Annotated in this window: 13 protein-coding genes; 9 read left to right on the forward strand and 4 right to left on the reverse strand. The window is 45.1% G+C overall.

All coding sequences use genetic code 11. The features are described from left to right. Positions 1-45 precede the first annotated feature (45 nt). Together BK139_RS10510 and BK139_RS10515 are read right to left on the reverse strand one after the other, a co-directional pair. Positions 46-1,077, reverse strand: a complete 1,032-nt coding sequence (locus BK139_RS10510; RefSeq protein WP_076258366.1) for a FecCD family ABC transporter permease — start codon at positions 1,075-1,077, stop codon at positions 46-48. Further along, positions 1,077-2,111: a FecCD family ABC transporter permease gene (locus tag BK139_RS10515; protein ID WP_076258368.1), complete on the reverse strand. Its 1,035-nt coding sequence runs from the start codon at positions 2,109-2,111 to the stop codon at positions 1,077-1,079. The genes BK139_RS10510 and BK139_RS10515 overlap by 1 nt, the downstream gene beginning before the upstream one ends. 136 nt (positions 2,112-2,247) lie before the next feature. Between BK139_RS10515 and BK139_RS10520 the strand changes: the two genes are divergently transcribed. The 8 genes from BK139_RS10520 (at position 2,248) to BK139_RS10555 (ending at position 11,879) form a co-directional block, all read left to right on the forward strand. Next, a complete protein-coding gene (locus BK139_RS10520; protein ID WP_286148493.1) occupies positions 2,248-3,786 on the forward strand; it encodes an AraC family transcriptional regulator in 1,539 nt (512 codons plus the stop codon). A gap of 153 nt (positions 3,787-3,939) precedes the next feature. After that, positions 3,940-4,887 (forward strand): ABC transporter substrate-binding protein, encoded by a 948-nt coding sequence (locus BK139_RS10525; protein WP_076258370.1) that lies wholly within the window; start codon positions 3,940-3,942, stop codon positions 4,885-4,887. Between the two features lie 147 nt (positions 4,888-5,034). Then, positions 5,035-6,861: an IucA/IucC family protein gene (locus BK139_RS10530; protein WP_076258373.1), complete on the forward strand. Its 1,827-nt coding sequence runs from the start codon at positions 5,035-5,037 to the stop codon at positions 6,859-6,861. Next, positions 6,833-8,548: an IucA/IucC family protein gene (locus tag BK139_RS10535; RefSeq protein WP_076258376.1), complete on the forward strand. Its 1,716-nt coding sequence runs from the start codon at positions 6,833-6,835 to the stop codon at positions 8,546-8,548. Before BK139_RS10530 ends, BK139_RS10535 begins: the two co-directional genes overlap by 29 nt. A 19-nt stretch (positions 8,549-8,567) precedes the next feature. Continuing rightward, positions 8,568-9,803, forward strand: coding sequence for an AMP-binding protein (locus tag BK139_RS10540; protein WP_076258378.1), 1,236 nt, complete (start codon positions 8,568-8,570; stop codon positions 9,801-9,803). Further along, positions 9,800-10,075: a petrobactin biosynthesis protein AsbD gene (gene asbD, locus BK139_RS23700; protein WP_076258380.1), complete on the forward strand. Its 276-nt coding sequence runs from the start codon at positions 9,800-9,802 to the stop codon at positions 10,073-10,075. Before BK139_RS10540 ends, asbD begins: the two co-directional genes overlap by 4 nt. Next, on the forward strand, positions 10,072-11,055 hold the full coding sequence (locus BK139_RS10550) for a DUF6005 family protein (RefSeq protein WP_076258382.1): 984 nt from the start codon (positions 10,072-10,074) through the stop codon (positions 11,053-11,055). Before asbD ends, BK139_RS10550 begins: the two co-directional genes overlap by 4 nt. Then, positions 11,052-11,879 carry a sugar phosphate isomerase/epimerase family protein gene (locus BK139_RS10555; RefSeq protein ID WP_076258385.1) on the forward strand — a complete coding sequence of 276 codons (828 nt, stop codon included), beginning with the start codon at positions 11,052-11,054 and terminating at the stop codon, positions 11,877-11,879. The genes BK139_RS10550 and BK139_RS10555 overlap by 4 nt, the downstream gene beginning before the upstream one ends. Positions 11,880-11,999: 120 nt before the next feature. Here BK139_RS10555 and BK139_RS10560 read toward each other — a convergent pair whose 3' ends face one another. Both BK139_RS10560 and BK139_RS10565 read right to left on the reverse strand, forming a co-directional pair. Continuing rightward, a complete protein-coding gene (locus tag BK139_RS10560; RefSeq protein WP_076258387.1) occupies positions 12,000-12,224 on the reverse strand; it encodes a hypothetical protein in 225 nt (74 codons plus the stop codon). Between the two features lie 169 nt (positions 12,225-12,393). Further along, complete coding sequence (locus tag BK139_RS10565) at positions 12,394-14,127, reverse strand: ABC transporter ATP-binding protein (RefSeq protein WP_076258390.1); 1,734 nt, start codon at positions 14,125-14,127, stop codon at positions 12,394-12,396. Positions 14,128-14,438: 311 nt separating this feature from the next. Between BK139_RS10565 and BK139_RS10570 the strand changes: the two genes are divergently transcribed. Next, entirely contained in the window at positions 14,439-15,428 is a 990-nt protein-coding gene (locus BK139_RS10570) for an SIS domain-containing protein (protein ID WP_076258393.1), read from the forward strand. The last annotated feature ends 29 nt before the right edge of the window (positions 15,429-15,457 follow it).

The following is a 15,457-nucleotide window of genomic DNA, read 5'->3' on the forward strand; positions in this document are numbered from 1 at the left end:
GCTGAAATGCCCATTCATTAAGGGGAATGGGCATTTTTACTGAATTTATACCTTCATCCCGGAACCTTTTCGGGTCAGCAGCATGAAGATCAGGTAGGGTGCACCGATAACCGAGATGACAATCCCGACAGGAATATCAGCTGGTGCCAAAAGGTTTTTGCCAATCATGTCTGCCATGAGCACCAGTGCTGACCCGATCAGTGCAGACAATGGCAGGCTGCTGAAGTAATTGGGTCCGCACAGCCGCCGTGCCAGATGGGGAGCGAGCAGGCCGATAAAAGCAATTCCGCCGCCGACAGCCACACATGCTCCTGCAAGGGCAGCAGAAAGGCAAAGAAGCAAGCGGCGTTCAGACTCCACTTTTAAGCCAAGGGCAACCGGAACTTCCTGCTTAAACTGAAGAAGATTCATGGTCCTTGCTTTATAAAAGGCAGCCGGTATTAGAATCACAATCCATGGCAGCAACGCCCATACATAAGGCCACCCGGTTCCCCAAATGCTTCCTGTCAGCCAAATGGCCGCCTGCTGAAAATCCTTTGGATCCATTTTCAGCTGCAGAATCATCAGAAGAGCACCGCAGAGAGCATTAAAACCGAGACCGACAAGGAGAAGGCGTTCCGGGTCTATACCGCCTTTCCAAGAGAACCGGTAAATCAGAGCTGCAATGGCAAGAGCGCCGATAAAAGCGAAAACGGGCAGAAAAAAAGGTTCAGAGAGCAGGCTTCCTTTTTCCTGCCCGAAAAGATAGATTGAAAAAACGACAGCCAGTCCAGCGCCGGCATTGATTCCGAGAATGCCCGGGTCAGCGAGGGAGTTCCTGGAAAGTCCCTGAAGAATGCTGCCTGATAGAGCAAGGCCGGCACCAATCAGCATGGCAATGACCATTCTCGGCAATCTCAGCTGAAATAAAACCAGTTCCTGCCTCGGGGTGCCGCTGCCGGCTAACGTGTTCAGTATTTCAGAAAAACGGATGGGCATCACGCCAGTCGACAGGCTCAATACAAAGGTTGCCATGATTATAAAGACAAAGGCTGCCAGCCAGGTTTTGGACTGTCTTAAAGCAAGCTTCCAATCCATTACATATAACCCCCTTTTCTACGGGATAAATATAGGAAAAACGGAACGCCAATCAAGGCGGTCACTGCGCTGACAGGTGTCTCGAATGGAGGATTGATCATCCGTGCGCCGATATCGGCGAGTACGAGGAGAAAGGCACCGGCAATGGCACTTAACGGGATAAGCCATCTGTAATCAGATCCGATGAGCATCCGGACTATATGGGGAACGACAAGGCCAATAAAGCCAATCGCACCTGCAATGGAAACGGCTGCGCCGGATAATAGAATAACGGCTATGAGCCCGATCCACCTGACTTTCTGCTGGGATTGGCCGAGGCCCGCAGCCACTTCTTCCCCTAAAGCCAATATAGTCAGAGAGCGGCTGATCCAAATGGACAGCAGCAGCCCTATGATAACAGCGGGAAGCAGTATAAAAACATGCTGCCATTTGGTTCCGGATAGTCCTCCCGCAAACCAGAAGCTCAAGTCCTGTGCCACCTGGAAATACAGGGCAATGCCAGTGGATAGAGCGCTGAATAATGTGCTTAACGCAGCACCGGCAAGCGTCAAGGTTACAGGAGATATCCGCTCTTTTGAAATCATGGAAAAAGAGAGGACTAGCATAGCGCCAACAGCAGAGCCTGCAAATGACCAGACCAGAAGAATCCAGTAGGATCCGCTCGAAACAAATGCTAGCGAAATAGCGATTGCCAGCCCTGCTCCATGGGTGATGCCGATGATTGAAGGATCGGCAAGCGGGTTGCGTGTGATTCCCTGCATAATAGTTCCTGCCACCGCAAGTGCTGCCCCAATTAGGGCAGCAGCCAATGCCCGCGGGATTCGCACTTCCCTGATCAGCTGGTGTTCAATTTGGCCGGCTTGAAAAGAGACAAAAGAGTCCCAAACGACAGAAGGGGAGATCCATATGGCTCCAAGTCCGATTGAAGCGAGCAGGCCAAAGAAAACAAATACTAAGCCAATTAGGCCCCATTTAATAGATTTTAAGTGAACGGGCTGCAGGGATTCGGTTATATCAGCAGCAGTTCTGGCCATGATGATCAGTCCTTTTCTATGTTTTTTTTAAGTGAAAATGAGAATCGTTATCGTCTGAGAAGATCGTAATTAATCTACTATCCTTCCACAGCATTTGTCAATTCATATTTCAGGAAAAAGAAGGGAGTGTCTAAATATGATGCTGAAGTGCCATATGTTTGAAATTGAATCATTCAACCTGCGTGAGGGCTCTCAGGCAATAAATGAAAAGTACAGTCATTTTATAATCCTATACATATCATCGGGAAAGGGTACTTTGGTAAGCGGGAACCAGAGATTGAAGGCTGAAGAGGGCAAAAGCTTCTTCCTTGCGGATTCCTGCACCCTCACATCGTCGTCTTCTTCGCTTCTTTCTGTTTATCTGCTTTCCTGGCCAAAAGAAGGCGATATGCTGAAAGACTTGTTATCCCGTCCGCTTGCTGACCAGGTCCCTGCAAAAATGGTCCCCCTCTGGGAAGAGATGAAGAAAAGCCGGCAGGAAAAATCAATTTCGGCCAAATGCAGATTTCAATCCCTGCTCTGGGAGATGCTGTCCATTCTGACAGACGCAACCGAAATCGACAGAATGGAAGAAGCAGAGGAACTGATCCGGAACAGCCTGTCCCGTCCATTAACCGTTGCGGAATTAGCTTCAAAAGCAAATATGACCCCTGTTACATTTTCAAGGGCTTTCCGCAAAAGGACTGGAATGACTCCGAAAGAATTTTTAAATGCAGAACGAATGAAGACTGCCAAAAAATTGCTGCTTCAAAAGAAAGGAATTACAGCTAAAGAAGTCTCCATGCAAATAGGGCTGCAGGATGAATTTTATTTCAGCCGCCTTTTCAAAAGCAGGGAAGGGATGCCCCCGACTGTTTTCATGAAAAGGGCCAGTGAACGAATTGCTGTCGTAAGCCAGCTGTTTTTGCAGGATCATCTTATTTCACTCGGAATCCAGCCGGTTGCAGCTCCGTCCTACCCAACCGTCTATTCTGCGAGCAGCGGGGTGCCGAGCTATCTTCAAAAAGAGCTCGAAGGAACTAAATTGTTAAACGCAGAAAAACCATTTCAGCCGGATGATATTTTGCTGACCCATCCGGACCGCATTATTAAAACACCCTTACATCAATTTCAGCTTCAAAGTGTGCTGTTTTCAAAACAGGAGCAAGTTCATCATATGCCTTTGAAGCAGGACTGGCGTCATTATCTTTATGAAATAGCATCGCTGCTCGGCTGCGAAAGCCGTGCCGAATGCATAGAAAAAGACATTCACGGTATGGAATGCAAAGTGCGGGATGAGCTGTGTCCCTTAACGAGAAATGGACTGTGGGCTGTCATTTGGATTCGCCCGGAAGAAATACGCCTTTACGGGAAGGGAAACCATGCACTGCTCGAGCTTCTTTATCAAAGCCTGGGGTTCCAGCCTCATCCAAATCTGCATGAGGAGGGTTACCGGAAAGTCAGCTTGAACGAGATTGCTGAATTGAACCCTGACAAGCTTCTCATTTTATGGAGTTATGAAAAGGATGTGTGGAGAACTGCCCATACTCCAGGTTGGAATAAAATCCGGGCTGTCCGGACCGGAGAAGTCTATTACCCTGAAAGCCATGAGTGGGATCCGTGGGGTCCGATTGGGAGGAGGAGGATGCTGGAAGAGTTTCCTTCAAGCATTCTTAAAGCCAAACTAAAAGCTTAACGGCTTAGAAGAAACAGCTGCAGACTTGCGGCTGTTTTTTTATTACAGAAATTCATTTTGTTCATGGAGGAAGTTAAAAATGTCCATGTTCAGTTATGGTGATAATGATTATCATTGAGAATGAATTTCATTATTGTTTTGGAGGAATGATCCATGAAGAAGTTTTTTGCTCCTTTGAGCATTGTTTTTATGTTATTTTTACTTGTTTTAACAGGCTGTGGAAAAGAAGAGGAAGCTTCTACAGAAGCGGCTGAAAAGAAGAAAGAGGCGAAAACAGAGGAAACAAGAACCGTTGAGCATTTATACGGAAAAGCAGAAGTTCCTGCCGAACCGAAAAAAATCGTTCTGCTGTCGCATGTATCATGGGAAGGATCACTCGTATCTGTTGGTGTAAAGCCTTATGCCGTGATGGCGTATGATAATGAGTTTCCTCCGCATTTAACAGAGGAGCTTGAAGGTGTGAAGGCACTGCCTTATGCTGATGAAATTAACTCGGAAGAAATTTTAAAGCTGGATCCGGACCTGTTAATTATCAGTGATCGCTATAAGCCTCTTTATGATCAGCTGTCTGAAACCATTCCAACCGTTGCAGTAGAAGTTGGCGGTGATTGGAAGGAAGACCATCTGAAGGTTGCCGAAGCAGCAGGCAAGCTTGAAGAAGGCAAGAAAGTGATTGAAGATCTTGAGAAGGAAGCAGAAGATATCGGCAGCCGCGTAAGTGAAAAAATGGGCGATGAAACATTTATGGCAGTAGCAATTAACAAAAAAGATATTCGTGTATATGGACGTACAAACCATGCAACAAATTCCTTACTATTTGATGATTTGAAATTAAAACCTGCAGAAAACCTTCCTGAGGACTTCGGTGAGAATATTTCGATTGAAGGATTAGCAAAGTATAATCCTGATCATATCCTCGATGTTTCTTATTTTAATAGTGGAGAGTTCTATGATTCTGTTACACAGGGCGAGGTTTGGAAAAGCCTGAAAGCTGTTCAGAACGGCAACGTACATACTCTTAAGACCACATGGGGATATTGGGATCCGATTGAGCGCCAAAAAGGATTGAAAGAGATTGAATCCTTGCTCCTAAGTGAATAAACACCTTAATGAGAGGCTGGGACTTTCGCAGGTCCCTGTCTCTGCCATTACATTGATTTCTTTCAAGAGAAGAAATCAAATTTTTTAACCATTGTTGAGAATGGTTATCAATTACTAGGTCTAAAGACTCGGTGAAAGGATGGAATTATGCATCATTCAGCCAAACAAATTGCAGAAAATGCAACGTTTCAAGCTTTTATAAATAGTTACTTAAGAGAAGTAGATTGCGGACATTGGATGGAAAGGGAGGAATGGATGCAGGAGCAGCGGCCATCAATGACTCTATCAGGCGAATTCGTAGTGGAGATAGAACTTCCAGGTCAATCTGCAGCATTTGCTGTGGAAGTGATTTACCAATCACAAACTGGAAGGCATTTGATCGGCGGTGCCTTTAAATATTGCAGCCAAAGGCGGGAATGGATGCAGCAGGATCGGCTTCCTATGATGATTGCGTTTATCCACGAACTGCATTTAATGGCTAAATCAAATGGCTGCCATGAACTTGCATCCCATTTTGATGAGCTGGTGCTCAGGCTGATTGAGAGCTATCAGACAATGGCTTCGTACATTGAAGAAAGAATGAATGACGAGAATAGCCTGTATTCCGAAGAAAGCACCTTCATTGAAGCCGAGCAGTCACTTTTGTTTGGTCACTGGCTTCACCCTACACCAAAGAGCAGGCAGGGAATGGCTGGATGGCAGCATCCGCAGTATGCACCGGAGTTAAAAGGCCGTTTTCAGCTTCACTATTTCCAAGTAGACCGAGAGTTCATCAGGGAAGCTTCAGCTAATCGAAATAGCGCAAGCGATATTATACTCCATTCACTAAAGAAATCGATACCGCATTTTACTGTCCCGCATAACAACTGCCTCATTCCGATGCACCCTCTTCAGGCTCAATGGCTGCTTCAGCAGAATTATGTCAGAGAGGCGGTTGAAAAAAATCTTATAAAAGATCTTGGCCCAATGGGAGCCTATTATTCAGCTACCTCTTCTATCAGAACGGTTTACAGCCCGGAAAATGACTGGATGTTCAAATTTTCTGTTCCGGTAAAAATTACGAATTCATTAAGGACGAACCGCCTTCATGAACTAAAGGCAGGCACCGCTATGACGGAACTAATGGATAAGCTTCGCTTTACGGAAAAATATCCGTCATTTCGGATGATTGATGATCCGGCCTATATAACAGCTGAATTGCCGGGGCATAAAGAATCAGGGTTCGAGGTCATTATTCGGTCCAACCCTTTTCCAGAAGGAGCGGATAAGGGGATGAGTTCCATCGCGGCATTGGTTCAGGATCCGCTTCCGGATGAACGCTCAAGACTGAAGAGGACGATTGAAAGGCTGGCACAATCGGAAGTGAGAGATCCGCTGGAAGTCAGCATGGACTGGTTCGAAAAATACTGGAGATGCTCAATTGAGTCTCTGATCCGTTTATATGATCAACATGGGCTGGCACTTGAGGCCCATCAGCAAAACAGCGTTCTGGATTTATCTTCGGGATACCCGGAAGCTTATTACTACCGTGATAATCAAGGCTACTATCTATCAAACTCTTATAGAGGAAATCTATGCAAACTGCTGCCGTCATTGGCAGATTGCCCGGAACTATTTTATGAGGATGATCTCATTCAGGAACGATTCACCTATTACCTGTTTATGAATCAGCTCTTTTCAGTCATCTGCCGATTTGGGCAGGAAGGACTCATCAGTGAAGATCGTTTGATTGAATGGTGCCGGAAACAGCTTTGCATTCTTGAAAAAGAGCTGTCTGGACAGGGCAAGGAATTCATCGGCCATATCCTGCACTCAGAAAAACTTGCTTATAAAGCCAACCTGCTGACCCGCTTCCATGATGTGGATGAACTGCTGGCGAAGAACGAACAAGCCGTTTACACCTATATCCCAAATCCTTTTGCCTTTGTGAATGAGGAGGAGAACTATGCAGAAGCTGCATCCGCTGCCATCTAAGAAAGCTGAAAAAAGAGTCATACGACAGTTACTGGAGGCCGTTCTTTTTGAAGGGCTGATGGATTATGAAAATACAGCGCACCAGCCGGAAGAACCTTTATTGAGCTTCACCGTTTTCGGAAATCAGCGGACTTATTGCTGTGAGGGAAGGATTGCAGCATTTGACCGTGTGCGGCTAAAGGAAGACAGCATCTGTTCCGTGCAAAGCAATGGTTCCCGTACGGCAACGAGCATAGAGGAGCTGGCAGAGGACCTTGTATCCGACCCGGATAGAAGAAACAAGCTTATTCACGAGCTGCTTCAAACCATTCTGCTGAGTGAATGGAATGAAAAATATCTCATGCCGTCTCTTTCAAGGAGAACATTCAGTTATGAAGACCTGGAGTCTGAAGTTTGGGAAGGGCATCCCTATCATCCATGTTTTAAGGCAAGGACTGGATTCTCTCTTGAAGACCATGCTGCATTTGGTCCGGAAGCAGGGCGATCTTTTGAGCTGCAATGGGCTGCATTCAGACGGGAGCATAGCCAAATGGCTCTCCCACATGGTGAGAAGGAATTCTGGGAGAAGGAGCTGGGTCCTCTTCTGTTCGGACAGCTGCTGACCGAGCTGCATGAGCTGGGAAAAACCTTTGAAGAATACACTTTTCTGCCAATACATCCATGGCAGGTAAATCATATAAAAGATGAACTGGAGCGAGGAGATGTCGTTCTGCTAAAAAGCAGCGGGGATTCTTACCGGGCAACCCAGTCGGTCCGGACGCTTTGGAACGTGGCGAATCCAAAGAAAGCTCACTTAAAACTATCTATGAATATGGTGAATACCTCATCGCTTAGAACATTAGACACTCACGCCATCTGTGCTGCTCCCCATATTTCCAAATGGATAGCTGACACGGTGGAAGCTGATCCATTTTTAAAGGAAGAAGCTTCCTTGATCATTTTGAAGGAGTATGCAGGGATTGCCTATCAGCCTACAGATGAAGAAACAGAGGCAAAACTGGGAGCTATTTGGCGGGAAAGTGTTCGTCTCTACATGGAAGAGGGTGAGGAGGCTGTGCCTTTTACAGCACTTCCTTTAATGGAGAGGGATGGTTCCCCATTTATAGGTGAATGGCTGAAATACTATGGAATTGAAAGCTGGTTAAAAAGGCTGATGGAAGTAAGTGTGGTTCCGGTCTGGCATATGCTCGCCGCTCATGGCATAGCTGTGGAGGCACATGCCCAGAACATGATACTCCTTCATAAAAACGGCTGGCCAACCCGTGTTGTTTTGCGGGATTTCCATGACAGTACAGAGTATCATCATGACTTTTTGGCAGAGCCCAGCCGGATTCCTGACTTTGGAGAGATTCATGAGCAGTTTAAAAAAGGCGGGGACAATGAGTACTATTGGATGAATTCCATTGAAGCACTACGAGAGCTTGTTATGGATACATTGTTTGTTTTTCATCTAACAGAACTGTCTTTTGCGCTTGAAGAGCAGTACGGCTACAGTGAGAAAAAGTTTTGGGCGCTGGCTGGCGAGACGCTTGCCGGGCACATGAGCTGCTATCCTGAATTGATTTTCCGAAATTACCTTCTGCAGCATACAGCCCCTATGGTTTATGCAGAGTCGCTGCTGAAAAGGAAGGTCCAAAAAGAAGAAGCTGGCGGGTTCCGCCATCTTGTCACTAACTCTTTAGCATAGAACCCAAAGGAGAATTGAGATGTTTTTTGTAAATGATCAGTACTATACGCGGGATGATCTTAAAAGACAATATACGGTATTTGAAAATATACCTCATTTAAAAGATTGCCGGAATCGTAGATTGGCTGTTTGTATGCCGGATGCTTTTCAATGGCTTGCACTCTGTTTATTTGTACGCAGTAAAGGAGGATCCATTGTCCCCCTCCATCCCTCTGTACCGAAAGAAGGTGCCATCAGGATGGCAATTAAGGCCGGAAGCCATTTCCTTCTTTATGAAAATATCCACCTGCCGATTCACTTGTCACAGCAAATAAATAAGAAGGAAGGAGTTCTGGTGCAAATGAGTTCGGGTACGACCGGGGATCCGAAGTGCATTGAACGCACATGGGAATCGATTGAGAACGAGCTGGACAGCTATGTCTCAGTTTTGCCGGCTGATAATCAGACTGCAACAGTCGTTGCCTGTCCTACGACCCATTCCTATGGTTTAATCTGCGGTGTATTGGCGTGCATAAGGCGCGGGGCAGAACCGGTCATTCTGACAAATATGAACCCTAAGTATGTGCTGAAAAAGCTGAAGGAACATCCTAAGCATATTCTTTACGGGGCTCCTGCACTGCTGCATACTTTAACACTGTTAATAACGGATGGGCAGCGATTGGATGCTGTCATGACATCAGGCACGCTCATGCCTGCAGGCTGGCTGGAAGCATTAAAGAAGGTTTCAAACCGAGTGCTTCAGCAATATGGCTGTTCTGAAGCGGGATGTGTGGCCATTCATCCGGATGTGAGCGACACGCGTGAAATGGGCTACCCGCTTCCGCACGTCAAAGTGGAGGCCGGAAGCTTCCAAAATCCTGGTGAAATCCTTATTCATGATTCGGAAAAAACAATTTATACAAAAGATCTTGGCTATTTAGAAAATGGTATTCTGTCATTTCTGGCTAGAATGGATGACACAATTAATGTAGCAGGCTTGAATGTTTATCCGCAGGAAGTAGAAGACGTTTTGCAGGGAGAACCGAGAATTATAGAGGCAGTTGTTTATAAAAAAGTCCATCCGCTTTCAGGGGAAAGAGTTTGTGCACAGTATGTCTGCTCTGAACCCATTGAAGAACAGGAGCTGAGGGAATGGTGCAGGGGTTATCTCGCCCCATACCAGGTTCCGATGGAATTTAAGAAAGTGGAGGAAATCGAAAAGCTGCCAAACGGTAAGGTCAGCCGGAAAAGGCTGGGGGAAGGAGTGCTGGCATGACAAGACAAGAGATCTTACAGGTAATCTATGACATTTTGCGGGATCAATTAGAATTGCCTTCTATTCAAGCTTTCCATGAAGACGCGCGCTTAAATGAAGACCTGTATATGGACTCCATCATGATTTTGCAGCTGATCCTCCATTTGGAAGTAGACATGGGTTTTGATATTCCAGATGAAATGCTTGTGCCAAAAGACTTCCGGACGGCAGGAAGCCTGGCTGATTTTCTGGAGCGCCAGCAGGAGCCAGCTGCAGCGGAGGGATCCGGATGATTAAAGTGCATTGTTTTGTAAGCTGTGTGTGCGAAGCAGTCAAAAAGACAGAAGGAGCTGACCATCGGCCCTATTATTTCGGAGTATGGGATGCCGATTTTGATGTGCTGGAAAATGGAGTTTTAACGTATCATTCCAATCGGATCGACCATGGTTTTTTTCATCAGTGGTATGAAATGCTTTATGGCATCAAGCTGCATAAATGGTACGACGAAAAGCAAAGCAAACAGGAAAATATGAAGGAAATGCTGAGATTGCTGGAAAACAAAAAGCCCCATCAGTATGTAATGGTGATGCTCGATCTGTCGAAGCTTCCTGAGCGGGAAAATAAATTTCATCAAAGCCCTTTTCCACACTACGTGATGCTGGAAAGGACGGAAAACGAAGAGGAATGGTTTATGTATGATCCCGACTTTCGCTGGGAAGGAGTGCTTCCAAGAGACCGGATCCTGGCTGCCATTGAGGATCCTTCAGCTGAAGGCGGCTATTTCTTTGATGCTGCGGGTATTATCCCGCCAACTGCCCAAACGGTTGAAGCGTATTTTAACACATGCATTAAGCATGACTGCAACCCAATGACAGATGCTGTGGCAAAAATCATCGAGCTTCATGCTGCTGGACAAGAAAAGTTTCCGCTGTCAGGGCTGACACTGGCTTTAAGGGAATTGCCTGTTCTCGCCATACGGAAGTACGCCTATGAACATGCTTTTGCGTTTTTCTGGGAATCGCTTGGCTATGATGAAGAAGGATTTGAAGCCTGGTGTGATGAAATCGAAAAACTTGTGAAAGGGTATACAGCTATCCAATACCGGGCCATGAAGCTCGCTATGACTGGAAACAGGCGGTTAGTGGACGAAATTACTGCAAAGCTGGAAGAACAGAATATTCTGGAATTTCAAATAAAAAGAGGGCTGCAGGAGAGCTTTGAGGCCTGGTCTGAACTGCAGCAATCTCAAAATATGAAGGAGGCCATTCTATGAAACTTTCTCTTTGCACCATCTCATTCCGGCATCATCTCCAATCCATTGACCAAATTGCACACTGGGCCCAAAATAATGGGTTACAGGGAATTGAATTATGGGGTGTCCATGCCAAAAATCTGGCGGAAGATATCCATTATGGTAGTGAGTGGCTGAGCTCATACAATCTGGAGACAAGTATGCTGAGCGATTATTTGCCCCTGGATGCACCGCTTCCTGCCTTAATGGCCGAAATGAACGCCCTATGTTCACTTGCGCACCGCTGGGGAACGGACAAAATACGGACATTTGCCGGGAACAAGGGCAGTGCGGATATCAGCAGATTAGAGCGGATTGAGCTTGTTTCGCGCTTGAAGATGCTTTGTAAAATGGCTGAAGCAGAGGGAATGCAGCTTTTGGTAGAAACTCATCCGAATACTTTGACAGATAATCCATCTTCTGCACTTCAGCTTCTTGAGGAAACGGACCATCCGGCACTAAGGGTTAATTTTGATGTCCTGCACATATGGGAATCAGGGGTGGATCCTCTATTTGCTCTTAAACAGCTCCAGCCCTATGTTTCGCATTTTCATTTCAAAAATATTGAGTCACGCAGCAAGCTTGGCGTCTTTGCCCCTAATAATGTATATGCAGCAGCAGGCAGCAGGGAAGGCATGGTTTCACTGTTTGAAGGAGCGGTGGACTATCGCCTGTTTTTAAGAGAGGCTGCTGAAATGATGGAAATGGACGCTTCACTGGAATGGTTCGGGCCAAATGTGAAAAGCATATTGGCAAAAGACAGCAGGGAGATTAAGAAGGTTCTTCAGGTTGAAGAAGCAAGGTAAATGGACAATTGTAAGCAGAAAAAAATCAATCAAACGTTTGATTGAAAAGAAATGGACGCAGTTCTGGTACGGGATAGAGAGTACTGGCTGCGTTTTTTGATATGGGAGACATGTGAGGAATTAATGATTTCCGATCGCCTGTTCAATGGCAACCGCAGCGGAATCAATAGAAGGATACGTTCTTTTTATTGAAGTTCCCGTATAAGTAACCTCAAAAGAATGGGTCTCTTTTATATAACGGACCACTAGAACCTGTGACTGATCTCTTGTAAACGTTTGAGTGATCTGGCAATCGCTGTAGTATTTTAACGTTTCAAGCATGTTTTTCGTATGATCTAATGGCATAGTCGACAACCTCCTTTTTGGGTAGGTGTAACCTTAATACCATTATAAGGAATTTAACTTTCCGTTTGTATGGATAATTTGTCACATTTTATCACAATATTTCGTTTTAATGAAAGCTGGAATTATGCTCTGCAGCAAAAAGGCCAGTTTGCGATAGACTGGCCACTTCTTATGCAAGCTGCTGCTCGGCAAATTCCCTGTATAGCCCATGAGTTTGTGTTAATTCATAATGTGTGCCAATTCCCGTCACCCGGCCTTTTTCAATAAAGACAATTTGATCCGCATCGACAATTGTTGAAAGGCGGTGGGCGATGACGAAAGTTGTCCGGCCTTCCATTAGGCGGATAAGCGCCTGCTGGACGATGCCTTCCGATTGGCTGTCGAGGCTTGCGGTAGCTTCGTCCATCATCAATATTTTAGGATCGCGCAGGAATGCGCGTGCAATGGCAATCCTCTGCCTTTGTCCTCCGGAAAGCTTCACCCCCCGCTCACCAACTTCTGTATCAAGCCCTTTCGGAAAATCGGCAATGAATTGATCGGCATATGCCATTTTTGCAACTTCCCATAACTTCTCATCCGGAATGCTTTCGGAATTTTCCAGTCCGTAGCATAAATTCTCACGGATCGTGCCTGCCATCATAGCGCTTTCCTGTGAAACATAACCGATTTGACTGCGCCAGGATTTAAGTGATATCTGCTGAATGGGTGTATGGCCAATTTTAATTTCACCCGCAGCTGGCTCGTAAAATCGTTCAAGCAATCCAAACAGGGTGGTTTTTCCGCTTCCGCTTGGACCTGCCAATGCAATCATCTGGCCTGGCTGGGCTTCCAGTGAGATATTTTCCAGAACACTCTCTTCTTCGCTATAGGAGAAGGAAACATTTTGGATTATAATCGGCTTGCTGCTGATATCCATCTCGATGCCGTCCTGTCCATCCTCCAATGGCTCTTCTAAGATTTCTATGATCCGTTCTGTTGCGCCTTTCGCTTTTTGCAGTTGTGTAAAAAACATCGCAAATGAAGTGATCGGCATAATAATCTGGAACAAATACAGCAAAAAGGCAACAAGAGAACCCGTTGACATCGATCCGCTGGCCACACGCATGCCTCCATAGGCGATGATCATGACGATGACCACCATCATGATCAGGTACATCGTAGGGCCGATCATGGCAAAAATGCGGGCTTCCCGCAAACCGTAGCCAAGCAGCTTGTCGATGCCATCCAATCCTTTTTCTTCTTCATTTTGCTCTGCTGCAGAAGACTTCATTAAGCGGATTTCACCGAGTGTCTGGGTAATGTTTCCGGTAAAGATGGCCGTTTCATCTTGAAGGCCCCGTGATATTTTTGCCATCTTTCGGCCAAGAGGAATCATAATGGCCAGTGTAATAGGAACAGAAGTGAGCATCAGAAGAGTCATTTTCCAGTCCATCACAAGCAGGATAATGATTGCACCTATAATACTGATAATACCGGTAATAAATTGCGGAAAGTGGTTGGTAATCAGCTCCCTGACAATGCTGGTATCATTCACTACGCGGCTGACTGTCTGGCCGCTGGATTGCTGATCAAAGTAACGGACCGGCAGCCTTATGAGCTTCATCCACATCCGATCCCGAAGCCGAGCCACCACTTTTTGGCCCGCATAGCTAAGCAGGTAAATGGAAATCCCGCTGATAATCGCCTGGAAGATAAAGGCTGCCCCAATTCCGATGATGAGCGGAACGCTTAAAGATTCAACCGAAAAACCGTCCACCAGATTTTTGGTCAGCAGCGGAACCGCCAGCCCGGTCAGGGTGGTTAAAATGCTCGCTGTTAAACCAATGATGAGCGCAGTCTTTGGAATTTTTGTTGATAGAATGAGTGAAATGAATGGTTTTAGGCTGGTTTGGCGGTTATCCATGTTCTTACTCCTGTCTTCACATAAAAATTTACTAACCAATAGAATTATACATTATGTCCCATACCTATAACCAATACGATACAGTTAGTTTAATTCTATGAAACGTCATCATCTACTTATTTTCGACAGGAAGTTAAACTGGAATGTCGATAATTGTATTTAAAATTTTCAGAAAAGTATGTTGACTACGAAAACAGTAGGGGATATTATATAAACAAATATAACAATATATAACGTATTATAAAGTTGTGTATTGTTTTGAGGAGGGTAGAGGTTTATTTATATAAAAAAACCAAGGAGGCAGTTTATTTATGACAACAGAATTAGTGGTAGATGTAAAAAATCAAATTAAACATGCACTTGAAGAAGTAAAGAAGAAAAATATTGAAAATGTGTTCTTTGTTGCCTGCGGAGGTTCTTCCGCGCTTATGTATCCAAGCAAATATGCAATCGATCGGGAAGCAAGTAAGATCGATGCTCATTTATATAGCTCCAACGAATTCATTCATCGCAATCATTCGAAACTTGGTCAAAATTCTTTAGTGATCCTTTGCTCCCATTCTGGTACAACTCCTGAAACAGTAGAAGCTGCAAAGTTTGCCAGAAGCAAAGGCGCTTTGGCTGTTTCTTTAACGAATGAGCCTGGTTCTCCTTTGGCGCAGGCTTCAGATGTTGTTCTCAAATATGAGTGGGGACAAGAAGCGAATGCATTTACGACAAACTACTCGGTTATCTATCAGCTCGTATTTGGAGTTCTAAAAGAGGTGGAGGGAAATGGAAAGTTTCAAGCGATTGAGAAGAGCCTTGAAAACTTACAATCTGTGTATGAAAAAGCGGCTTCACAATCGCATGACTCTGCTGTAGAATTTGGAAAACAGTACAAAGATGAGAAGATTATTTATACCATGGCTAGCGGCGCAAACTATGGAGTTGCATATTCATTTGCGATTTGTATCCTAATGGAAATGCAATGGATTCACTCACATGCCATCCATGCAGGTGAATATTTCCACGGTCCATTTGAAATCATCGATGAGGAAACACCTTTTATCATTCTACTGGGACTGGATGAAACAAGATACTTAGAAGAGAGAGCACTGGATTTCTCTAAGAAATATGGGAAGAAAATAGTTGTTCTGGATGCAAAAGATTTTGACTTTTCAGGCATCGATGAAGGAGTTAAAGGTTATATTGCTCCTCTTGTTCTAAATTTTGTGTTAAGAAAGTATGCGGACAATTTAGCAGAGCAGCGTAACCACCCATTGTCAAAGCGCAGATATATGTGGAAGGTAGAATACTAAGTTAATAGAGTGGAAAAGTGCGGCTCCAC

It is taken from the genome of Paenibacillus sp. FSL R5-0490 (assembly GCF_001956215.1).
Classification (GTDB): Bacteria; Bacillota; Bacilli; order Bacillales; family Cytobacillaceae; genus Cytobacillus.